This window comes from Paenibacillus sp. 01T442, assembly GCF_056398345.1.
The window spans coordinates 1-23,882 of the sequence record NZ_JBFTPF010000076.1 but is presented as its reverse complement, the minus strand read 5'-3'; the positions used below and the strand labels follow the sequence as shown (position 1 = coordinate 23,882).

Below are 23,882 nucleotides of genomic sequence, written 5' to 3'. Positions count from 1 at the left end.
GATGGTGGCAATGGGGATAAGAAGAAGCACAATTAAGTAGCCTATAAGCACGGATCGAACCGTCGCTTTGAAAACCTTGTTACGCATGGAACACCACCTATTCTCATAAAACATACCAACTTACTTGGTTTTATTAAAATGACTATAACAGCGACAGGATTATTCTGTCAATACGTATTTTTCGGTAAAATGACTGATGTTAAGTCTTTATTTTTGCATATAATAGTACAAAGACATTTTCCGAAAGTGAAAAGGGATCGATAAGAAAGTAATTAACAATTTTTATGAGAAAAGTTTGGGTAAATAAGTAAAACATACGTTGACACAAGTACCATCCCATGATAAGATTGGTTTACATTTTAATTCCGAGTAAGTAGATAAGATTAATATGAGTAAKGAAAGGGAGTTACCATCATGGAGCATGCCATCACGATTCAAAGCGACAATGTCGAATTAGCTGCAACTTTACATTACCCTACACAGCAACCTACAGCGGTTCAAGCAGATTGTCAGCGTTGGCCCTTGATTATCATTTGTCACGGATTTATTGGGAGTCGAATCGGTGTTGACCGGCTTTTTGTAAAGGCAGCTCGCTCTTTCAGTGCACAAGGCTATTTTGTACTTCGTTTTGATTATGGAGGCTGTGGCGAGAGTACAGGGGATTATGGCGCAGGTGGGTTAGATGTACTCATTGAACAGACTAGACGAGTTATTGATTATGGTGTTTCTATTGATTGTGTGGATCTGAGCAGAGTTATACTACTTGGACATAGCTTAGGCGGTGCCGCGGCAGTGTTAACAGCAGCGAAGGATCATCGCGTGAAAACGCTTGTCCTTTGGTCAGCTGTAGCCCATCCACACAACGATATTATGCGAATCGTCGGCAAGAACGAATACGAGAAACTGCCGCTAGGTGGTACGATCGATCATCATGGCTATAAACTAACAAGTCGATTCTTCGAATCATTATCGCAGCATCAACCGTTTGAACAATTACGTAAATTTACTGGCGATGTATTTGTCGTTCATGGAACTGCAGACGAAACCATACCTGTCGATTATGCGCCGTTATATCAGAAGATGTTCTGGCTGCGCAAAGAAGGTCAATGTGACCTGGAGCTCGTGTATCAAGCGAATCACACGTACTCGACGACACCATCAACGACTGAATTGCTGGAGAAAACGGAAAATTGGCTGAACTATACGTACAAACGAAACAAAGAGTGGAATGATTGGACAATATAAATGAGTTGGAGGCATGACGATGGCGAAACCACTGGAATTAGATGAAATTTGGGTAGAGCGAATTAAACAAATTTTAGATGGACTAGAATATGGTTCTGTACAAATTGTGGTTCATGATGGCAAGATTACACAGATTGATAAAACAGAAAGAAAAAGATTTGAGACGACGGCTGTTCCACAAGCTCAAGCTACATTACAAGCTGTGAAATCGACGACCAAACAAAAGAGTAAAGTTTAGCTATGATATTGCACTTATCCACTAGCCCTCATTCATTGGAATGGKGGCTGTTTTCATTCGTCAGAAGACGTATACTAAGGAGGAGTAGGAKCGAGATTTGGAAGGAGAATCTTATGCGTAAAGGTCACTTTATTTGGGAAGATGCGCAGGGAATCAAACACTATGTGTACGAGTGGCTACCTTCGGAAGACGTGGGATTCAAGGGGATTGTGCAGATCGCACACGGGATGGCAGAAACGGCCGCCAGATATGAGCGGTTAGCTCAAGTTCTGACTGAGAACGGATACGCTGTCTATGCGAATGATCACTTGGGACATGGCCAAACAGCGGGTTCTCTAGAAGCCCTGGGTAAGTTTGGCAAGGATAGCTTTCATGCCATGGCTGATACAATGGGGGAAATTACATCACAAATTCGTACGCGGTATGAAGAGTCTAACCTACCATTATTTATGTTAGGGCATAGCATGGGGTCATTTTTAACGCAGTACTACATTGGATCTTATTTGGAGCGATACCCTACACATGTTCAAGGGATTCTATTGTCTGGTTCGAATGGAAAAGAAGGCCCAGTCCTACAAGTTGGAATTGGGATTGCAACGTTGGAAGCAGCTTTAAKAGGAGATCATTTTCGCAGTGTACTGTTGACAGCACTATCTTTCGGATCGTTTAATACGAAGTTCAAGCCGAATCGTACACCGTTTGATTGGTTGAGTCGAGATGAGCGAGAGGTCGATGCTTACATAAATGATCCGTATTGCGGTAGCGTTTTTACATCGGGATACTTTAGGGATTTCTTCAAAGGTTTAGTGGAAATACATAAATTTGACCATTTGGCTCGTATTCGTAAGGAGATTYCAATTTATATTTTCTCGGGTGAAGAAGATCCAGTTGGCGGGCAAGGGAAGGGAGTTCGCAGCTTAATTAAGACCTACGAGAAGCTGGGGATACATGATATCAGCTATAAGTTATATCCAGGTGGCAGGCATGAGATGTTGAATGAAATTAACCGCGAAGAGGTCATGCAAGATATTGTTGCTAGATTAGATAGTTGGATCGCAAAGTGAAATACGCTGTTCCTTATCGGCCTGATGGCTTATGGGAACAGCTTTTTTGGTGTTGGTGKGGAAAAGTCACAGAATGTGTTCACTAGTTGCTATTTCGCGTTCCGTACGAGTTGTGCACGAATGCCTTCACGATCGATTTGTATCCAGTATTCTACGATTTTGCTATGCTCTACGCGATAAACAGCACTAGCGATTTCGATGATTGGTTTTCCAGTCGGCAGAAAGCCATCAACTTCTCCAATATGTATACCCGTTTGCTTCCAGCGTACATAGACACGATCTTCTTGGGCGAGGAGCTCCTGAACTTCTAAATKGAAAGTGCCGTAAGCGTCAAGCATTTCTCGAACATGCTCAGCGTAATTCATCGGGGTCCGATGGACGGTTGTTTCGTTTTCAGCTGTCATCTGATGGGCTAGAACCTGGTCGGCCATATAATCATGGGCTGCATCAGGCTGCTGTCCAGAGCGGACGAGTTGGAAAAATTGTTGCACGACGTCTCTTGACGATAAAGACATAGGGGTAGCTCCTTAGTTTGAAATATGAGTGACTGGTAGAAAAGTATAGGGTATTGCAGGTGGAAGTGCAAGCGGCATATGAGAATGCCATGAGTCAGGTAACTTTCAAAGGTAGTATGTTAAACTACTATAAGTGCGTCAAGTACGCCATCAAATTTGGGTTCTATGAACAACCTATATATATAGATGAAGGAGGCTCCAATTTATGAAGCATCTTACCTCAGATCGAGTTAAAATCCCGCTAGGATTCTGGTCTGCTTTACGTGAATTGGGGATTTCCCCTCACGATATTGCTCGCCAAGCGCAATTGCCACTAACCATTATTACGGAACCAGAAGTCAGCACTAGCCAATATTTCGCGATCTGGCAGGCTTATTCCGATCTTATTGGCGACAATGCTCAAGGAATTATCAAGCTTGTGACTGCCTTTGAAACAGCCAAATACCCACCGTCCGTCTTAGCGACTTACCACGCTCGTGACTATCGCGACGCATTAAACCGAATGGTTCGTTATAAGCAAATGTGCCCGCCTGAAAGCTTACATATCACCGAGGAGGGAGAGAACTGTGTAATCGAACTAAATTGGCTGACGACAGAGCAAGCCGGTCCTCCAGTATTGGTCGGTATTACACTGGCATATCTACTGGAACTCGGGCGCCGAGGTACTGGTCAACCTTTAACGGCGAGATTCGTCGAATTTGCACTTCCCATGGGCGATTTACAAGTACTTGAAGCATACTTTGGTTGCCGCGTCGGGGTTGGTTCGCAAAATAACCGTTTGACATTACATCGAAGGGATTTGGAGCGCCCCTTTGTTTCGTACAACGAAGAATTGCTGGAGATGCTGACTCCTGTTCTTGATCAATCCTTGGATGAGCAGCAGTTTAGACGCTCTATTACTGAGATGGTCAAATGGATCTTGAAGCGTAGTCTAACAGCAGGATGTCCCGACATTCATACTGTCTCGAAGGAATTAGGTATGAGTGATCGAACATTACAGCGTCGGCTAACAGATGAAAATACGAGCTTCCAGCAACTATTGACTCAAGTTAGACATGAACAGGCCAGGGAGTACTTGGCAGACCCCTCGTTCGAAATTAAAGAAGTGGCTTTCTTGATCGGATATGAAGACCAGAATTCATTCTACCGTGCCTTCCGGATGTGGGAAGGGGAGACTCCTTCCAATTGGCGTGCGGCCAACGTAACCTTTGCTGCTAAGAACTAATAGGTGCATTTTTTATAATTTGGCGTGTTATGCAAGAACTTAGGCGCAATAGGCTAGTTACGAAACAATCCAGACCAAGTAATATTATCCCTATCCGGGCCCAGTATTTCATATAAAAGGAGACAAGCATAATGGATATGGGATTAAACAATAAAACAGCTTTAGTTACAGGATCTACAAAGGGGATTGGTAGAGCGATAGCCATTGAACTTGCCAAAGAAGGTGTGAATGTCCTCATTAATGGACGGAACTTTGAAGAGGTTGAGCGTATTGTTCAAGAAATGAAGTTGGAATTTCCAACTACCTCACCTCAAAATGCGACTGCCGATATTGTGGATATTATGCAACGAGAGGCTCTATTTAAAAAATACCCCGACATTGATATCTTAGTGAATAATATGGGGATATATGAAATGATGCAATATGAAGACGTTGACGATGAAATATGGGAGAAGTACTTCCGTACCAATGTTCTAGCTGCAAATGGGTTATCTAAGTTTTATTTACCTAAAATGTTGAAAAATGATTTTGGTCGCATTATTTTTATCGCGAGTGAAGAAGCAATGATGCCGTCTGGACAAATGCCACAGTATTGTATGACGAAATCAATGCTATTATCATTGTCAAAAAGCTTATCTAAATTAACAAGAGGAACAGAAGTTACCGTCAATTCGATCATGCCAGGACCAACACTCTCTGAAAATGTGCATCAAATAATTGAAAGTATGTATCCGAATGAAGATATGACTTTTTCAGAAAAAGAGAAACAATTGATGTCTACAATCTTACCGCAATCAGAAATCCAACGATTTATCAATCCTATTGAAATAGGAAGACTAGCTACGTTCGTATGTAGCCCGTATGCTTCCGCATTTAAAGGTTCTCCGATCCGTATGGATGGGGGGATGGTACCTACTATTTTTTGATAGTTTAATATGCAGATTAAATATAAAAAGAACCTTGAATTTGATCTCAAGGTTCTTTTTATGATTATATTGAAAATAATAGTAAAACTCGAAAGCAGAGATGAAAACTTGCATCCCATTAACTTCTCATTATGATCCATCATTTATATAGGGGGGCTTGTGCGTGAACACAAGTAAGAAGAAGGTGGCCAATACCGAAGCAAACAGAGAAACGGCTCCAGTTCTTGGAAAACGCGCCTTGAACCGAGCYTTGCTTGAGAGACAATTGCTGCTGGGGCGAGTTCATCTACCAGCGCTGGCTGCGATTGAACATTTAGTTGGTTTGCAGGCCCAAGCACCGAATCCTCCGTATTATGGTTTGTGGACACGGCTTGAAGGATTTCGACAGGAAGAACTTAGCCGGTTACTTGAAGAAAGGAAGGTGGTGCGCATCGCGATGATGCGCTCTACGATTCACTTGGTGTCGGCTCGTGATTGTTTGGAGTTGCGACCCTTGGTACAATCAGTCCACGATCGAGGTTTTGGCGGTGCTTACGGCAAGAGTCTCGACGGTTTAGATGCACAGGCGCTAGCTGCCGCAGGGAGAGCACTTGTCGAAGCAAAGCCGATGACATTTAGCGAACTCGGCAAGCAGCTAAATGAAGAGTGGCATGACCGGGATCCGGATGCTCTCGCAGCTGCCATCCGGACTTTGGTGCCACTTGTTCAAGTACCGCCACGCGGACTTTGGGGTCAAAGCGGCCAAGCATTGCATACGTCAGCAGAACTCTGGTTAGGATCGTCCCTCACTTCCGAACCGAAGATTGCGTTAATGATCCAACGCTATTTGTCTGCCTTTGGCCCAGCTTCAGTCAAGGATATGCAGGCATGGTCGGGACTAACTAGCCTGCGCGAGGTAATCGAGAAGCTTCGACCTGATCTCATCTGCTTTCGTGACGAGCAGGGGAATGAACTGTTCGACCTGCAAGATGCTCCGCGACCCGACCCTGACATTGCGGCCCCAGCACGATTTTTGGGCGAGTTTGATAATATCCTATTGTCGCATGCGGATCGGTCGCGAATTATTGATGACACTTATCGAAATCGGGTATTCACAAAGAATGGCATTATTCGATCAGTTATCCTCATAGACGGCTTTGTTGGTGGGTTATGGAATCTCAAGCGGGGGAGCGGAATAGCAACACTCACCATTGAACCCTTCAGGAGGTTATCTTCTCAGGAACAAGATGAAATAGCATTTGAGGGGGCTAACCTGTTGAAATTTGCAGCGGTAGACGACCAGACCCACGAAATCCAATTCATAACATAGGCAATTCCTTCAGCGAGCACAACGAATACATGGTCTCGAAAACCAAAATGGATCAGCTAGTAGGAATTAATTTACAATTTGCTTGAAACATTTGGGAACGATGGTCCGTTTAAGAGTTGTGTGAGTTGTTGATGCTTTTKGGGTTAGAAGGGGGAGCTGTAGTGAGAAGAGTAATAAGTATAATACTGATGTCGGTTCTAGGATTAAGCTTCATGATGGTCTTCCATTCTTCAAATGTATATGCTTGCTCTTGTGCTCAGCCTCAAGCTGTGAAAGATCAATTTAGTCGATCGGAAGCTGTTTTTTCTGGGAAAGTGCTTGAAGTGAAGGAGCAAAAAAACGTAAACGGAAGTATGACCAAAGCTGCGCTATTCGACGTAAGTCGTATATGGAAAGGCGGCACTGAATCTCAAATTATTATTCATACGGGAAGCGGTGGCGGGGATTGTGGAATTAATTTTGAAAAAGGCAAAGAATATTTGGTTTATGCTGCGCCATCATCGATGTATGGAGGTAAAGAGTTGCTTGTTACCATTATTTGTAACAGGACGGTTGCTTTAAATCAAGCGCAAGAGGATCTGGCTGTATTAGGTGAGGGGAAAATTCCTACGGAACAAGTTCAACTTGAAGGTGAACTGTCACGGATCCAACCTGCTATCTGGGTTGCGATAGTTGGATTCGTTGTGTTAGTTACGATGCTTTTCTTAGTTCGGCGGCGAAAATGGAGAAAGTAATGAATAAGCAGTCCCCTTCACGCAATGCGAAGGGGGCTGCTTGTTGCTGCTGGCGTTAAGCTAGCAGCTTCTTAAACTCCTCGGTCAGCAGCGGCACGACCTCGAACAGATCGCCGACGATACCGTAGTCGGCAACTTTAAAGATCGGCGCCTCCGCATCCTTGTTAATCGCGATGATGACGCGCGATGAGCTCATCCMCGCCAAATGTTGAATGGCGCCGCTAATGCCGCACGCGATGTAAATTTCCGGCGTCACAACTTTGCCGGTCTGGCCGATCTGCATCGCGTACTCGCAGTACCCCGCGTCGCAAGCCCCGCGGGAAGCTCCAACAGCGCCGCCTAAGACGGCAGCCAGCTCTTCGAGCGGCTGGAACCCATCGGCGCTGCGCACGCCCCGACCGCCGGAGACGACGATCTTGGCTTCAGCCAAGTCGATGGCGCCGGACGTTTTACGCACGACCTCCCGGACGATGCTGCGCAGGGAGGGAGCGGGGTAGGCAACATCGATGATCGCAGCTTGACGCGAAGCGTCAGGCTCTGAGGCTGCGATGTTGTTGGGTCTTACCGTGACGACCCAAGGCGCAGCCGGGTCGGTAAACGCTTTCTTCTCGACAGCTTTGCCTGCGTAAAGCGGTCGGGTGAACAAGACGTTATCGCCGCTGYGTTCAATGGCGGTAACGTCAGAGATTTGGCCGGCTGCAAGCGAAGCGGCAGCCAATGGGGCAAGGTCTCGGCCCATCGCCGTATGGCCGAAATAAATCGCGTTTGGTCCGGCAACRGCGGTCACGGCCAACAAGGCACTGAGATAGGCATCCGAGCTATAACTCTCAAGTTGAGGATCCTCGACAACGTAGACGGTGTCTGCGCCATAAGCAGCGAGCTCACCAGCTAACGCTTTGGTGCCAGCGCCACCGAACATAACGGCAGCAAGTGTATCACCATCAGCAGCAGAAAGCTGTGCCGAACGTAGGGCCTCAAAGGATACTTGACGAAGCTTGCCACTGCGAGCTTCAGCAACTACAAGAAATTGTTTAGCCATCGATATAGCCTCCTAAGTTATTATAGTTTCGGCTGCATTTAGATCACTTTGGATTCGTTACGTAGTGCTTGAACGAGCTCAGTTACTTGGTGGGCAAGCTCACCTTTGAGGATGCGGCCAGCTTGACGCTCGGGCGGGAGGGATAACGCCAGTCGAGTCGTTTTGGCAAGAATGGCATCCGCACCAGAAATATCATCAAGGGTTAAATGTTGGAAAGGCTTTTTCTTTGCTTTCATAATCCCAGGAAGGGAGGGATATCTAGGTTCATTTAGGCCTTGTTGGGCTGTAAATAGTGCAGGGAGTGGTACCTCGATCACTTCGATATCGCCTTCGGCATCGCGGTGAACATGCGCTGTTTCTCCTGTAATTTCCAGCTTAGTAATCGAAGCGACATGAGGCAATCCAAGTAGATTAGCAAGACGAATGGCTACTTGACCTGCACCATTATCAACGGAGAAGTTACCGCCTAGCAGGAGGTCGACAGTCTGGCTGCGTAAATACGCTGCCAAAATTTCAGCAATTTCGAATTCGTCCCCGAGGATTCGATCATCGGTTATCAAAACAGCCTCGTCAGCACCCATCGCGAGAGCAGTTCGCAGTGCTTCCGCCGTGCGATCAGGTCCGATCGATAGCAGTGTCACTTTACCGCCATGCTCATCTCGCAGTTGTATCGCTTGCTCTACCGCATACTCGTCGTACGGATTGATGACGAACTTCGCGCCATCCTCTTGAACAACGCCATTTTGCAAGACGATTTTCTCCTCTGTATCAAACGTTTGCTTCAATAATACAAAAATGTCCATAGTCAAGCTCCCTCCTGAATATACATGAAATAGAGACTCTTTCTCGCTTGCTGAACGCTTGAATTATGACTCAATGCCTTTAATGAAAAAATCAAGCGTAGGACCAACCTGTGCAGTTAATGAATACTTTTGCCCGGAAATCAGCCAAGAGGTGACGACTTCATCCATACCTCCAAAAATAAGAAGTCTCACCAGCTTCACATCCAGATCCGCACGGAAGCTGCCGTCATTCTTTCCTTTTTCTAATATATTTTCAATGAGGATAATATATCTMTTTAGAGCAAGACCAATCTCTTTACGAAGCTCCAAATCACTTTGACGAAGTTCAATTTGGGTGAGGTAGGCMATATGAATGTTATTTTCCAGCTCGCTAAAATGAATCTCACAGATTTTGYGCAACGCATCCTTCGGGCTCGTGCTTTCTCGAACGGCCTCATTGAATTTCTCGACAAGCTCGCCTAATTTCTCTTGGAAAAGACTAGTTAAGATATCCTCCTTCTTCTTGAAGTACAGATAAATGGTGCCATCCGCGACGCCGGCTTCTTTGGCAATGCGAGAAACTTGGGATTTATGAAACCCGTTTTCCGCAAATACTTTCATCGCGCCTTCGAGAATCGCATAATACTTGTCTGGTTTTTTGCCACTTGTCAAGGAGATCACCTCGGTGTTAGAATACAAATATCGGTGAATGAATACTCATTCATTTTCGTAATTTCATCATAAAATACGTAGTACGCCTTGTCAACGACTTATTCCGCTTAACCAAGCAGTAGGGAGGTTTGTCGGCTTACTCTTCACATGGAAGCAGGTTTCTACTCTTATTCAAAAAGGGACTCATGGAATTTGCTTTTTTGCGATCCACGAATGTAAGCGTTAACAAAATAAATAAAAGGAGGGTCCTCCATGACCGGTACACTGATTCAGTTTCTCCTTTTTCTGGCGGTTACGGGTTTGGCACTCTACGGGTTCGGCCGGGTTGTGTATCACCGATATTTATACATTCAGTTGGGGAAATCGGTGGATTTGAAGAAGGAAGCTAGCTTAAGGCTCAAGGGCTTTGCGGTTCAGGTGTTTGGCCAGACGAAGTTATTGAAGGATAAAAAGAGCGGCATTATGCATATCGTGATTTTTTATGGCTTCATAATTCTACAGCTAGGTGCATTGGACCTTATTTTAAAAGGATTAATTGACCGAGGGTTACCTGTCCCGGGTTATGACTATTTCACCCTCATGCAGGAAGTGACGGTCGGGTTGATTGTGTTAGCCATGGGCTATGCGACCTATCGACGCTATATCGAGAAGCTCAAACGCCTTAAACGAGGCTGGAAGCCAAGTATTGTCGTGTTTTTTATCATGTTCTTGATGCTGTCTGTCGTTATAAGCGGTGGGTTTGAACGTATTCGTGAGGGGCTTCCAGCATCAGGCTTCGCTCCGCTGACATCGGTTTGGGCGGCCTTATTCGATGGGATCTCAACATCAGCGGCGACGGTGGGCTTCTATGCAGGCTGGTGGATGCACTTGTTGATTCTGTTATCTTTCCTTATCTATGTGCCGCAGTCCAAGCATTTTCACATTATTACCGCTCCGATTAATATACTTTTGCGACGCACAGAGCCGACAGGTAAGCTCGCATCTCTGAATTTGGAGGATGAAGACGCCGAGACATTCGGGGTTGGAAAGATTGAGGATTTTACGCAAAAGCAGATGCTGGATTTCTACTCCTGTGTGGAATGTGGTCGTTGTACGAGCGTGTGTCCCGCTAATACGACAGGGAAGCTGCTGTCGCCGATGCACCTCATTACAAAGCTGCGCGATCATTTGACGGAGAAAAGTGCAGCCATTACCTCAAAGTCGCCCTGGGTACCTGCCATGGTATTCGCACCAGAATCGCAAGGGAACGCGCTCGAAGTGGAACTCATTGGAGGTGTGATCACCGAGGAAGAGCTGTGGGCTTGTACAACCTGTCGAAACTGTGAAGATCAATGTCCAGTTGCGAATGAGCATGTGGATAAAATCATCGATATGCGCAGGCACTTGGTGCTGACGCAAGGCAGTATGCCGCATGACGGGCAACGCGCACTGCAGAATATCGAAAGACAAGGCAATCCTTGGGGAATTTCCCGCAATGATCGAGTGAAATGGGTCAAAGAGGTTGACCCGGAAGACGAACTTCAAGTGCGAACTGTAAAGGAAAATCCAACCTTCGAGTATTTGTTCTTTTTGGGCTCGATGGGTGCCTATGATAATCGCAGTCGTAAAATAACACATGCATTCGTGAAATTAATGAAGGAGGCTGGTATCTCTTTTGCCATATTAGGAAATGAGGAGAAAAATTCTGGTGACACTCCGCGTCGGATGGGGAATGAATTCTTGTTCCAACAGCTGTGTGCGGACAATATCGCTACGTTTCAAAAGTACAAGGTAAAGAAGATCGTCACGACGTGCCCGCATACGTATCACACGTTCAAAAATGAGTATTCCGAATTTGGCTTACTTGCAGAGGTTTTTCATCATACAGAATTGCTGGATCAATGGGTGAAAGAAGGACGCTTGACTCCGCAATATGAGGTCAAAGAACGCATAACATACCACGATTCTTGTTACTTAGGTCGTTATAACGAAGTGTATGAAGAGCCCCGTAATGTGTTGCGGGCGATTCCTGGCGTGGAACTTGTGGAACAAGCGCGTTCTCGTGAGAACAGCATGTGCTGTGGAGCGGGCGGAGGCATGATGTGGATGGAGGAAACGGCGGGTACTCGTGTAAATGTGGCGCGTACGGAGCAACTTCTGAGTGTCAAGCCAACGGTGATTTCCTCGGCGTGTCCTTATTGTTTGACGATGGTGGAGGATGGTACGAAGCTGAAAGAAGTAGAAGAGCAGGTGAAAGCACGGGATATTGCGGAAATTCTGGCACAATCGGTGTTTGGTCTATCGAAAAACTTTTAGGAGATGATCTCATGACAACTATTCGTACGGCAGCGGTAATCGGTTCGGGTGTAATGGGTTCCGGAATTGCAGCGCATTTGGCCAATGTAGGTATTCCTGTTTTATTGCTCGATCGTGTGCCTGAACAGTTAACACCACAAGAGGAAGCAGCAGGCCTTACACTAGATCACCCTAAAGTGCGGAATCGTTTCGCAGTAAGTGCCATGGAAAAGCTCGGCAAGACAAACCCGGCTCCTTTGTATAGTGAAACTTTTGCCTCACGGATCACACCAGGGAATATCGAAGATGATTTGGCTAAGCTGAGCCAAGTGGATTGGATTGTCGAGGTTATTATCGAAAATCTACAGGCGAAACAAGAGCTTATCGCTCGGATTGAAAAGGTGTGGAAGCCCGGCACGATCGTTTCGTCGAATACATCAGGGATTTCGATAAATGCCATGGTAGAGAACGCTGGGGCAGCATTCAAGAAACATTTCCTTGGGACGCATTTCTTTAATCCTCCGCGCTACATGAAATTATTGGAAATTATTCCGAATGAGCAAACGGATCCAGCCATTATMGCGAGTATGAGTGATTTTTGTGAGAAGAAGCTTGGTAAGGGTGTTGTGCAAGCGAAAGATACACCTAATTTTATAAGTAATCGGATTGGTACTTACGGGTTGCTGATTACTCTACGAGAAATGCTGGCCAAAGGTTATACGGTTGAAGAAGTCGATGCGGTGACAGGACCTGCCATGGGACGGCCGAAAAGCGCGACATTCCGCACGCTGGACCTTGTTGGTCTCGATACATTCGTGCATGTGGCGAACAATGTGTTTGATCTCGTGACAGATCCTGCCCAGAAGGATGTCTTCGATACCCCTGTTATATTGAAAGAAATGGTTGCCAAAGGCTGGATAGGTGAGAAACAGGGGCAAGGCTTTTATAAGAAAGTGAAATCGGCTGAGGGGAAAGAAATTCAGGCTTTGAATTTGGAGTCGATGGAATACGCGGTAGTCCGTAAAATAAGCTCAGCGTCCTTGGAGGCGGCCAAACAAACAAAGGGGACAGTTGGGAAACTGAAAGCCTTACTCGGTACGAAGGATCGGTATTCGGAGTTGGCGTGGAACATTTTGAAGCCAGTTTTGTTGTACGCTGCGGAGAAGCTCGACGARATCGCGGATAACATTGTTGATATCGATAATGCGCTCAAGTGGGGATTTAATTGGGAGTTGGGTCCTTTTGAAACATGGGACGCAATTGGGTTGAAGCGTTCTGTGGAACGCATGGAAGCGGAAGGCAGTAGCGTGCCTGAGTGGGTAAAAGCGTGGATGGATGCGGGTCATGACAGTTTCTATGAGCGGAAAGAGGGTCGAACCTTTGCAATCTTGAACCAGGAGCTTGGCGAGGTGGAATCACGGTCAGAAATCATTTCGCTGGCGTCTCTCAAGCAGCAAAACAAAGTCATTCGCTCGAATAGCGGAGCTAGTTTAATCGATATTGGTGATGACGTTGCTTGCCTGGAGTTCAACTCTCCGAATAATGCAATCGGGGCCGATATTCTCACGATGATTCAGCAAAGTGTTGATGAGGTACGTAGTAACTATCGGGGGCTAGTTGTAGCCAATGAGGGTAAAAATTTCTGTGTTGGCGCGAATCTGATGCTCCTGTTGATGGAAGCTCAGGACGGCGAATGGGATGAAGTGGATGGGATCATTCGATTATTCCAGAACGCGATGCTGAAGCTGAAAAGACTGGATAAACCGGTTGTCGCTGCTCCCCATAAAATGACGCTCGGTGGCGGCGTAGAGGCCTGCATGCCAGCGGATCAAACGATTTTCTCGGCGGAGACGTATTACGGACTCGTTGAAACAGGTGTTGGACTCATTCCTGCGGGAGGCGGCTGCAAAGAGTTAGCGTTGCTGGCCAGTCAACAAGTGAGAGACCCTGAGGTCGATTTACAGCCATGGATTAATGCAGCGTTCGAGACAGTGGCGATGGCGAAGGTGTCGACGAGCGGCTATGATACGAAACGTCTAGGGTATATGCGAGCGCAAGATTCCGTAGTCGTCAATCCGGATCATCGGATTTATGAAGCGAAGCAAGCTGTTCTAAGGATGGACGCAGCAGGATATGCACCTCCAGCGATTGAGAAAATACGTGTCGTGGGCGAGAACGGGAAGGCGGTTATGCAGGTCGGTGCGTACACGATGCTGAAAGGCGGCTACATTAGTACGCATGACCAATTGATTGCTAATAAACTGGCGCATGTGTTAGCGGGTGGGAATGTACCTGCGGGGACGTTGGTGACGGAGCAATATATGCTGGATTTGGAGCGCGAGGCGTTTTTGAGCTTATGTGGTGAGATCAAGACGCAGCAGCGGATGCAGTTTATGCTATCGAAGGGGAAGGCTTTGAGGAATTAGCATATTTAAGGTGACTTATCTCTAACGCATAACTCCGAAGGGGAACGTAGAGACGCTATTTATTCCTTTTAATCCCATTTCGTGGAGAAAGGGAACGTGGGTGAACTATTTGTTCAAAAAGCGAGAATTTGGCCATCATTTCGATTAATTAGCGTACCTACGATCCCTATCGCGTCAAAATGAGCAGATTTCGCCTGAAATAGCGTACTCTCGTTCCCTTTCGGGACGAGAGAGAGGCTGAGAGTATACGTTGTACCGCAAGAAATGCATGAGTTTCGCTTAATTGAATACCCAACTATACCTAATGAGGTGAGCTCGATGAAGGAAGCCGTCATTGTATCCATAACTCGCACCGCCGTAGGGCGTGCGAAAAAAGGCAGTTTCGCGCAAACACGCGCGGAAGATCTAGGCAAAGCCGTACTCGAAGAAGCAGTACGGCGAGTGCCTGGTCTCGACAAAGGTGATGTCGAGGACATCATTATCGGGTGCGCGATGCCCGAAGGCGAGCAAGGGCTGAACTTCGCCCGCACGATGTCGCTGTATGCGGGCTTTCCTGTGACCGTGCCGGCGATCACGGTCAATCGTTTCTGTTCCTCCGGCTTGCAAGCCATCGCTTATGCGGCGGAGCGCATCATGCTCGGCCACGCCGAGGTGATCATCGCCGGAGGCGTGGAGAGCATGAGCCACGTCCCGATGACGGGCTTCAAGCTCTCGCCGCATCCGCGGCTGGTCGAGACCATGCCCGAGGTGTACATGGGCATGGGGCATACGGCCGAAGCCGTCGCGCAGCGGTTCGGCATCTCGCGCGAGGCGCAGGATGGCTTCGCGACGCGCAGCCATCAGAAAGCGGCGGCGGCCATCGCGGCCGGCCGCTTCACGGATGAGATCGTGCCGGTGAGCACGAGCGTGAAGGGCGTAGACGAACGAGGCAAAGCCTACGTTCGCGAGTACGTGTTCGCCACGGATGAGGGCGTTCGCCCCGATACATCCGTGGAAGGGCTTAGCAAGCTGAAGCCTGCGTTCAGCTTGGGGGGCACTGTGACGGCGGGCAATGCGTCACAGACGTCGGACGGCGCAGCGGCGGCCGTGCTGATGAGCCGAGAGCGCGCGGAAGCACTCGGGCTGAAGCCCATGGCGACGTTCCTGTCCTTCGCACTTTCCGGTGTGGAGCCGAAAATTATGGGGGTTGGCCCTGTCAAAGCCATTCCGAAAGCGCTGAAGATGGCGGGTATTTCCCAAGATCAAGTCGATCTCTTTGAGATTAATGAGGCCTTTGCTTCACAGTGCGTTCATATCGTGCGTGAGCTTGGGATAGATGAAGAGAAAGTGAATGTCAATGGCGGTGCCATTGCCTTAGGTCATCCGCTTGGATGCACGGGAGCAAAGCTTTCAACTAGTTTGATCTACGAGCTGCAACGGCGAGGCGGCGGGTACGGCGTCGTGTCGATGTGTATCGGCGGCGGTATGGGAGCGGCTGGCGTGTTTCAAGTGTATGCAGCAGAGTAAGGCGGCCACTCATGTTATATGTGTTCATTATCATCATTCCAAATCATAAGGAGAGTTGACTCATGACGAACAAAGTCGTTGGCGGTAGTTTTGTTATATCGGATCTTGATTTTCATTCCATCGTAACCCCTGAGGATTTCACGGAAGAACATCGCATGATTGCTGAAACAACGCGTGACTACGTGAACGGGGAAGTCATGCCGAATGATGAGCATTTGGAGAAGCTGGATTATGACTTAACAGTGAAACTCATGAGAAGCGCCGGGGATCTTGGCTTATTAGGAGCCGATGTACCCGAAATTTACGGTGGACTTGGCTTGGATAAGGTCAGTTCCACCATCATCAGCGAAAATTTAGCGCGTGCATCCTCTTTTGCTTTATCCATCGGGGCGCATGTGGGCATCGGAACGCTGCCAATTGTCTTCTTTGGAACCACAGAACAGAAGAAGAAATATTTACCAGACCTCGCAACAGGCGCCAAAATAGCCGCCTACTGCTTAACAGAGCCGACTTCGGGGTCCGATGCGCTTGGTGCCAAAACCACAGCCCGCCTTTCTGACGATGGAAAGCACTACCTTTTAAACGGGTCCAAACTCTATATTACCAACGCGGGTTTTGCTGATATTTTCATCGTTTATGCGAAGATCAATGGCACGGACTTTACCGCTTTTATCGTGGAAAAAGGCGATCCAGGCTTCACGATGGGACCTGAAGAAAAGAAGATGGGGATCAAAGGCTCATCTACGCGTCCCTTATTTTTTGAGGATGTGAAAGTGCCTGTAGAAAATCTGCTCGGAGAAATCGGCAAAGGTCATCTGATCGCTTTTAACATTCTGAATATCGGCCGTTACAAGTTAGCTGTGGGTTGTCTAGGTGCGTCTAAGGAAACGATTGAGCTTGCTGTGAAATATGCGAATACGCGTCAACAGTTCCAGACGCCGATTTCAAGGTTCCCATTAATTGGTAAAAAATTAGCTGAAATGAACATTCAAACGTATATCTTAGAAAGCATGGTGTATCGGACAACAGGCTTATTTGATACGATCCTCAGGGATATCGACCATTCCAGTCCTGATGCAGGCAAAATATCGGCAAAAGGCATATCGGAATACGCGCTCGAATGCTCCATTAATAAGGTTTTCGCTTCGGAAGTTCTTGACTTTGTTGCGGATGAAGGATTACAAATTCACGGTGGTTACGGGTTTATTCAAGAATATAAAGTAGAGCGGATCTATCGCGACTCGCGGATTAATCGCATTTTTGAAGGGACGAATGAAATTAATCGCTTGCTCATCCCGGGTACCTTAGTGAAGAAAGCGATGAAAGGCGAACTACCTTTGCTGCAAAAGGCACAAGAACTGCAAAGTGAGTTGCTTTCCTACATGCCAGGCCAAACGTTTGAAGGTACCTTGGCAGAGGAAGCTCATTTGGTAGGTATGGCGAAAAAGGTATTCCTCATGGTTGGCGGGCTTGCTGTACAGAAATATGGCATGGCGCTTGAGAAAAACCAGGAAGTTTTGAGCAACCTTGCGGATATTATGATTCAAATTTTTGCAGCCGAAAGCGGATTGTTACGGACCCAGAAGCTCATTCATAAGCTAGGTGAAACGAAGGCGACCAATGCCATTCAGCTTACGACGGTATTTATTCATGAGGCTTTTGACAAAATTGAGGCATATGCGAAAGAAGCGCTCAGTACGATGGAAGAAGGAGATGTGCTGCGGACTCAACTTTCCATACTCAAGAAGCTGTCTAGACGCAGTAGTGTCAATACGGTGGGATTGAAGCGCGACATCGCCGCACGTGTAATTCAGGGTGAGAAATTCATCGGATGAGTATCGATGTCAAGAACCTGAAGGGGATGGTTTTGTATGAGGGAGACAAAGCCTTGGCTGCGTCATTATCCAGCGGAAGTGGCGCCGACTTACGAGTACCCGAAACATAATCTAGCACGTCTGTTGGTTGATTCTGCACATCAATTTCCCGAACGGCCGGCCTTGTATTTCTTGGGGAAAAAGCTATCGTATCGCGAATTGCTTCATGCGTCTTATCAATTTGCTCACGTGTTAATGGATCTCGGGGTACGTCCAGGGGAACGGGTGTCGATTATGCTGCCGAATTGTCCTTCGGCTATCATCGCGTACTTCGGCACGTTGATGATKGGCGGAATTGTCGTGATGACGAATCCGCTTTATGTGGAGAGAGAGCTGATTCATCAGCTCTCTGATTCGGAAGCTGTCGTAATTGTGACATTGGATCTGCTATTCGATCGCGTACAGAAGGCGAAATCGCGGACATTTCTGCGCCATGTTATCGTGACCTCGATTAAGGACTACTTACCGTTTCCTAAGAACCTTTTATATCCGATTAAAATGAAAAAGGATGGCGCCAAGCTCGATGTTACCTATGGTGATGGCGTGTATGCATTTAAGAAATTAATGCGAGCAGCATCGGCTGCGCCTATTTGTGTGGACGTCAACGCAGATAACGACATCGCTTTGCTTCAGTACACCGGTGGAACGACGGGGTTATCCAAAGGTGTGATGCTAACGCACTCTAATTTAATCGCAAATACGTATCAGACGAGTCATTGGTGCTATCAAGTTCAGCCTGGCGGAGATCGTTTCTTAGGTGCCATTCCTTGTTTCCATGTCTTTGGTTTAACGGTTCTACTGAATCAATCCATGTATCGAGCAGGGATGCTAATCCTTATTCCAAAGTTCGATATTGATATGATTCTCGATACCATTCACAAATTAAAGCCTACCATTTTCCCAGGTGCACCTACGATGTATGTAGCGTTAATCAATCATAAACGGGTGAAGGAAGTTGATATTTCTTCGATCAATGTTTGTGTAAGCGGTTCAGCGCCACTGCCTTTGGAGGTTCAAGAGCGATTTGAAGCATTGACCGGAGGTAGATTAATTGAAGGGTATGGACTCACGGAGGCTTCTCCCGTTACGCATGCGAATCCGATCTGGGGATTTCGTAAAATCATGTCCATCGGTATTCCTTTTCCGGATWCAGTAACGAAAGTGGTGGATTCTGACTCTGGCGAGGAAATGCCGGTTGGTGAAATCGGTGAAATTATTATTAAAGGTCCTCAAATCATGAAAGGCTATTGGAAACGTGAGGAAGAAACGGCGAAGACGATCAAAGACGGCTGGTTATATACCGGGGATATGGGACGCATGGATGAGGATGGTTTCTTTTCGATCGTTGACCGGAAAAAGGATTTAATTATTGCAGGAGGATTTAATATTTATCCGCGTGATATTGAAGAAGTGCTCTACGAGCATCCAGCGATTCTGGAAGCGGCTGTCGCAGGTGTTCCTGATGAATACCGTGGGGAAACTGTGAAAGCTTTTATCGTGCTAAGAGAAGGTATGACGCTATCGGAAAAGGATTTAGACGTCTGGTGCAGGGAACGATTAGCGGCTTATAAGGTCCCGCGTAAAGTTGAATTCAGGCAGTCTTTGCCGAAAACGATGATTGGAAAGGTGCTCCGGCGGCAATTACTAGAAGAAGAAGTCAAGCAGTAAGTGTGTTTGCTTTCATCTTTAGGGGCAGCCCTTACAAAGAAGGAGGGAGTCCAATGGATGATGGAAATGATCGTATAATTCGAAGGTTGCAGCAACTCGCAGCAGCAGCGGAGCCCACCTTCTGKGGGTTTCTGGGTTGTGAATTTGTAGCTTATAAGGACGGTGTTATCACAATTGCGTTGGATGCAAAGCCGAATCATTTGAATCCGATCGGCATGGTTCATGGCGGCGTAACATCATCTTTGTTAGATACTGCGATGGGCATTATTGCCATGATTGCACGACCGGAGGAGAAGGTTGTGACGACGAATTTGAATGTGCATTTTGTGTCTCCGTTATATGCAGGTAGACTGCTCGTGACAGCAGAACTTGTCCATCAATCACGTAAAATGATTACCGCACAAGGCCGAGTTGAAGACAGTGAAGGTAATTTGGGGACGATGGGGACAGGAACGTTTCGTGTGATTTAGTCGAAAGCTTCGATTAATGGGGCCTTCATAACCACCAGGATAGTGGTCATGAAGGTTCTTTCCGTTATATTGTGTCATGTAACATAACATTAAATTAATAATTTTCATGAAAATTTCATAATTATTTAATTGATGTCATGTATTCTTACGTAAATGCATTGACTGATTACATACGGTCATCCTATAATCGATTAAAAGGCATAGGGGGGAAGCACGATGCATCTTACCATTCGTGAAGCGTTGGCCATTTATCCTTTAACGGAAGCAAAGCTAGTCGCCGGCAAACAAGGGGAGTCCCGAATTGTTAAATCAGTCAATGTCATGGACGCGCCTGATATTGCAGATTGGACGAAATCAGGTGAAATGCTGTTTACTACAGCCTTCGCGATGAAAGACAGCCCGCAAGAAACCGTGAACCTCCTGCGCAAATTAAATGACCGCGGAGCCGCAGGTCTAGGGATTAAGCTCGGGAGATTTTGGACGGAGCTGCCGCAAATTGTCATGGACGAAGCGGATCGACTACATTTTCCTATCATTGAAATGCCCTTTCAATTTACATTTTCGGATCAAATGAATGCGCTTTTTAACGCCGAATATCGGCGGAATACCGAACTGCTGCAAACAGTACTTGAGAAGCAGAAGAAGCTGATGCAATTTGGACTTAAGCAAGACAATATGCTCTCGATGTTTCAACTCGTCTGTGAAATTTTGGGGTATCCGATGGCGGTTGTAGGAGCGAGAGGTCAAGTTTTATATAATACCAGTAACTGGAGTTCAGATCAGCTTGCGCAGAATTGGCCGAAAAAACGGAAGTCTGGATGGGTGTACGCAGGGAAAGAAAGAGCGTATCGCGTTGGATTGCAACAACAAGATGATGAACCGTTAGGTCATTTGTTAATTATTCCAGATGTTATGTTGCTAGCAACCGTTGAAGAAGGATTGTTCCAACAAGCCGCTGATATTTTGACCTTTCATATGAGTTATACATTCAGATCCCATGTGGAAGCTTCCGCTGAGCGAGATTTACAGAATAACTTGATCCGCTATTTGGATAAAGGTACTTCTCTTGAAGAGTTTATGGAGCAAGCGGAGTCCAGAGGATTATTCATCTTTACAGGTGCTTACCAATGTGTGATTGCGAAGAGCAAGAAGGAGTCCTTGATTCCAGATGCTACGAATGAGAAGCTCAAAGAATTAAAACAATACATGGAGTCTCATTCGAAATCCAGTAACTTGCGTGGACATCATTTTGTTCTGAAGGATCACATGTTCTCGATTTACTCGACGACACAAGCAGATGGTTTCCCAGAAGAGGAGCTATCCCAATTGTTAAGTAAATATGAAGGAGATGCTGGTCATGCGTCTGATCGAGATGCCATGGTGTTCTACACGTCAGCACTGAAGGTGAAGCCAACGGCGCTTCGCGAAGCGTATCTGGAATGCGGCGAGACGGGGAGAATGGCAGAGAAACTCAGTTTGCCAGATCGAGTCGTACATTATGAAACGATCGAATTCGCTCATCTCTTTCAGCACTTGTCGTCTCCGATGATGGAGGATTACTGCGCCAAGATCTTGCGTCCTCTTTTAGAGAAGGACCCGGAGTACTCCCAAGAGATGATTCGTACGCTTGAAGTATTTATTCGGAATGATGGTCAAGTCAGCGAGGCGGCTAAGCAATTATTCATTCATCGCAATACGGTTACGTATCGGTTGGAGAAAATCAGTGATCTTCTGCAAGTTGATTTCAAAAAAGTAAATGATCTCCTGAAACTGAAAGCGGTATTTCTTTTCCGTCAATTCTTGCAAGTGAGATCTTAAGGCAATAGAACCCGAGGCTGCCAATTGGCGCTTAGGGTTTTTTATTTTGTGTAAAGTGGTGCTGACGCGGGATGTATTGAGGAAGCTGTAGATGGAATTTATAGTGCCCTGCTGTTTTCGTGAGATAAATGGATTTTATGTAGTTAAATCTTGGATATTTCAGATCAAATTCGGAATAGCTGGATTTTATGCAGTTAATTTCAAGCTTCTTTGCCGATTTGGGTAATTTCGAGAGAATTACCTACAATTTTTCCATCTATTTCGAGTTTCCKGGGGTTTTTCATCTAAATAGATGTGCAATTTCCAGTTATTACTTGTTTCAGGGTAGATTCAAGCAGCAGACACCAACAATTGTGTCACAACTAGTACGCCTAGCATTACTTACACATCCACCAACTCCAATAGACCAATTAGCTCGACCATCCCCATCCACTCAGCACTCCAGATCCCGCCATCCCCCCAGCCCAATTAAATCCAACAAACCCTACTAGACCAAATATTGCACCAACCACCAGTCCCGCAATTCCCCAAAGTCCCGCAATTCCCCAAATCCCGCAATTCCCACGAGCTCCAGTAGCCCGACCGTCTGGGACGGGGCGCGCGGTGTCGCCGACGTATGGCGGCGGTCATTTGATTTGTTCGATCAGTTTTGGTTGGTGTAGTAGGTGTTGATGGGTTGGGTATCGCTTGGTGTTGAGGGGCCGGTGGATTTAATAGGAATGTATGTAGGAGTTCAGTGAACCGAGTTAGTTGCATAAGCGAATTCGTTACCTTATAATTTTGAAGAGAGAGTAGAGAAAGGAGATGTGAAACATGTCTGCATGGAAAGAGTTAACGACGTTAACGGAATGGCAGGAAGTGCTTGATCGTTCCAGCGAAAAGCCTGCTGTCGTTCTGAAGCACAGTACGACTTGTCCAGTAAGTGCGAGCGCACTTGATGAATATGAACAATATTTGGCTGGTACACACAATGAGGCTGTTGATTATTTCTTGGTGAAAGTAATTGAATCACGTCCGGTATCGAATCAAATCGCAGAGGACCTAGGTATCAAGCACGCGTCCCCGCAAATTCTTTATTTCAAAGATAAAGAATCCATCTGGAATACTTCGCACTGGTCAGTGACGAACAAACATATGTCCGCGGTTTTGGACTAATACGGTCACACATTGGGCCCTTCGTTTTGTCTACGTGATGTAGGTGGAATGGAGGGTTTTTCATGCTGTCCATTAAATGAACGATGGTCAAAAAAAGATTGGCAAGCCAAACATCCTCCTATATACTTATTGACGACAACAAGACGGAAACGTTCAGCTAAGGAGTTACCTATCCATGAATGCAATGAATAAAACGAAAATCCCGATCCCGATCTACCTATTAATAGGCATCATCGCAATATCTTTTTCCTCCATTTTTGTAAAATGGTCCGATGCTTCTGCTTCCATCATTGCCATGTACCGATTATTGATGACCAATGTATTAATGCTGCCATTCCTCTGGTCCTATCGCCATGAATTTAAGAGAATCAAATTGAAAGATTGGCTTCGCACGGCCATATCAGGCATTGCGCTTGGCCTGCATTTTTTGTTCTGGATGGACTCGCTGCGATATACGACGRTGGCTAGTTCAACTGCGATCTTGACGCTTGAGCCGATTTTTGTGCTCGTTGGTGCGTTCCTGCTCTATGGTGTTCGGACAAGCCGTACCTCATTGATTGCGATGTGTATCGCGATTGTGGGAGCCATTTGTATTGGATGGGGCGACTTTCAATTTTCTGGAGTAGCGCTCAAGGGAGATGTGCTGTCCTTCGTTGGCACGATCGCTGTAGCGTTTCATATGTTACTGGGCAAAAGCTTGCGGGAGCGCATTTCCGCTTATGTATACAGCTTTCTCGTTTTCTTATTCGCGGGATTGACACTAGCGGTGACGAATGTTTATTCAGGCGAATCGTTTACCGGCTATCCATGGAAAGAATGGGGCATCTTTTTCCTGTTAGCCWTTGTTTCCACGATTTTCGGTCATTATGTCTTCAACTGGCTGCTGAAATATATGAAAGCTTCTTCGGTATCGATGACCGTGCTTGGAGAGCCGCTGGGTGC

General features: G+C 46.5%; 20 protein-coding genes. 16 read left to right on the top strand and 4 right to left on the bottom strand.

Annotated elements, in window-relative coordinates; translation table 11 throughout:
• The first annotated feature begins 414 nt into the window (after positions 1-414).
• The 3 genes from AC1DLM_RS29840 (at position 415) to AC1DLM_RS29830 (ending at position 2,547) form a co-directional block, all read left to right on the top strand.
• On the top strand, positions 415-1,245 hold the full coding sequence (locus AC1DLM_RS29840) for an alpha/beta hydrolase family protein (RefSeq protein WP_477571995.1): 831 nt from the start codon (positions 415-417) through the stop codon (positions 1,243-1,245).
• 19 nt (positions 1,246-1,264) lie between these two features.
• Positions 1,265-1,483, top strand: a complete 219-nt coding sequence (locus AC1DLM_RS29835) for a YezD family protein (protein WP_441986570.1) — start codon at positions 1,265-1,267, stop codon at positions 1,481-1,483.
• Between the two features lie 113 nt (positions 1,484-1,596).
• A complete protein-coding gene (locus tag AC1DLM_RS29830) occupies positions 1,597-2,547 on the top strand; it encodes an alpha/beta fold hydrolase (RefSeq protein ID WP_477571994.1) in 951 nt (316 codons plus the stop codon).
• An 89-nt stretch (positions 2,548-2,636) separates the two neighbouring features.
• On the opposite strand, the gene AC1DLM_RS29825 is transcribed toward AC1DLM_RS29830, so the two are convergent.
• Positions 2,637-3,062, bottom strand: coding sequence for an ester cyclase (locus AC1DLM_RS29825; RefSeq protein ID WP_477571993.1), 426 nt, complete (start codon positions 3,060-3,062; stop codon positions 2,637-2,639).
• Between the two features lie 205 nt (positions 3,063-3,267).
• On the opposite strand from AC1DLM_RS29825, the gene AC1DLM_RS29820 reads away from it, so the two are divergent.
• From AC1DLM_RS29820 to AC1DLM_RS29805, 4 genes are all read left to right on the top strand, one after another.
• Entirely contained in the window at positions 3,268-4,287 is a 1,020-nt protein-coding gene (locus tag AC1DLM_RS29820; RefSeq protein WP_477571992.1) for a helix-turn-helix transcriptional regulator, read from the top strand.
• 131 nt (positions 4,288-4,418) lie between these two features.
• Positions 4,419-5,213 (top strand): SDR family NAD(P)-dependent oxidoreductase, encoded by a 795-nt coding sequence (locus AC1DLM_RS29815; protein WP_477571991.1) that lies wholly within the window; start codon positions 4,419-4,421, stop codon positions 5,211-5,213.
• A gap of 163 nt (positions 5,214-5,376) precedes the next feature.
• On the top strand, positions 5,377-6,522 hold the full coding sequence (locus tag AC1DLM_RS29810) for a winged helix DNA-binding domain-containing protein (RefSeq protein ID WP_477571990.1): 1,146 nt from the start codon (positions 5,377-5,379) through the stop codon (positions 6,520-6,522).
• A gap of 161 nt (positions 6,523-6,683) precedes the next feature.
• Positions 6,684-7,256: a hypothetical protein gene (locus AC1DLM_RS29805; protein ID WP_477571989.1), complete on the top strand. Its 573-nt coding sequence runs from the start codon at positions 6,684-6,686 to the stop codon at positions 7,254-7,256.
• 55 nt (positions 7,257-7,311) lie between these two features.
• On the opposite strand, the gene AC1DLM_RS29800 is transcribed toward AC1DLM_RS29805, so the two are convergent.
• The 3 genes from AC1DLM_RS29800 to AC1DLM_RS29790 form a co-directional block, all read right to left on the bottom strand.
• Complete coding sequence (locus AC1DLM_RS29800; RefSeq protein ID WP_477571988.1) at positions 7,312-8,295, bottom strand: electron transfer flavoprotein subunit alpha/FixB family protein; 984 nt, start codon at positions 8,293-8,295, stop codon at positions 7,312-7,314.
• 38 nt (positions 8,296-8,333) lie between these two features.
• Entirely contained in the window at positions 8,334-9,098 is a 765-nt protein-coding gene (locus AC1DLM_RS29795) for an electron transfer flavoprotein subunit beta/FixA family protein (RefSeq protein WP_477571987.1), read from the bottom strand.
• A 63-nt stretch (positions 9,099-9,161) separates the two neighbouring features.
• Positions 9,162-9,749: a TetR/AcrR family transcriptional regulator gene (locus tag AC1DLM_RS29790; protein ID WP_477571986.1), complete on the bottom strand. Its 588-nt coding sequence runs from the start codon at positions 9,747-9,749 to the stop codon at positions 9,162-9,164.
• Positions 9,750-10,001: 252 nt separating this feature from the next.
• On the opposite strand from AC1DLM_RS29790, the gene AC1DLM_RS29785 reads away from it, so the two are divergent.
• From AC1DLM_RS29785 to AC1DLM_RS29745, 9 genes are all read left to right on the top strand, one after another.
• Positions 10,002-12,044, top strand: a complete 2,043-nt coding sequence (locus tag AC1DLM_RS29785; protein WP_477571985.1) for a (Fe-S)-binding protein — start codon at positions 10,002-10,004, stop codon at positions 12,042-12,044.
• A gap of 11 nt (positions 12,045-12,055) precedes the next feature.
• Positions 12,056-14,449 (top strand): 3-hydroxyacyl-CoA dehydrogenase/enoyl-CoA hydratase family protein, encoded by a 2,394-nt coding sequence (locus AC1DLM_RS29780; protein ID WP_477571984.1) that lies wholly within the window; start codon positions 12,056-12,058, stop codon positions 14,447-14,449.
• Between the two features lie 318 nt (positions 14,450-14,767).
• Positions 14,768-15,955 (top strand): acetyl-CoA C-acyltransferase, encoded by a 1,188-nt coding sequence (locus AC1DLM_RS29775; protein ID WP_441992402.1) that lies wholly within the window; start codon positions 14,768-14,770, stop codon positions 15,953-15,955.
• Between the two features lie 62 nt (positions 15,956-16,017).
• Positions 16,018-17,790, top strand: coding sequence for an acyl-CoA dehydrogenase family protein (locus AC1DLM_RS29770; RefSeq protein WP_441992401.1), 1,773 nt, complete (start codon positions 16,018-16,020; stop codon positions 17,788-17,790).
• Between the two features lie 36 nt (positions 17,791-17,826).
• Positions 17,827-19,497 (top strand): long-chain-fatty-acid--CoA ligase, encoded by a 1,671-nt coding sequence (locus AC1DLM_RS29765; protein ID WP_477571983.1) that lies wholly within the window; start codon positions 17,827-17,829, stop codon positions 19,495-19,497.
• Positions 19,498-19,550: 53 nt separating this feature from the next.
• The gene (locus tag AC1DLM_RS29760; RefSeq protein ID WP_477571982.1) at positions 19,551-19,967 is read left to right on the top strand and encodes a PaaI family thioesterase; all 417 of its coding nucleotides are present in this window, start codon (positions 19,551-19,553) and stop codon (positions 19,965-19,967) included.
• Between the two features lie 216 nt (positions 19,968-20,183).
• The gene (locus AC1DLM_RS29755) at positions 20,184-21,785 is read left to right on the top strand and encodes a PucR family transcriptional regulator (RefSeq protein WP_441992398.1); all 1,602 of its coding nucleotides are present in this window, start codon (positions 20,184-20,186) and stop codon (positions 21,783-21,785) included.
• Positions 21,786-22,598: 813 nt separating this feature from the next.
• A complete protein-coding gene (gene ytxJ / locus AC1DLM_RS29750; protein ID WP_441992397.1) occupies positions 22,599-22,940 on the top strand; it encodes a bacillithiol system redox-active protein YtxJ in 342 nt (113 codons plus the stop codon).
• 175 nt (positions 22,941-23,115) lie between these two features.
• Positions 23,116-23,882 (top strand): DMT family transporter (locus tag AC1DLM_RS29745; protein WP_477571981.1); only part of this gene is annotated, 767 nt, incomplete at its 3' end.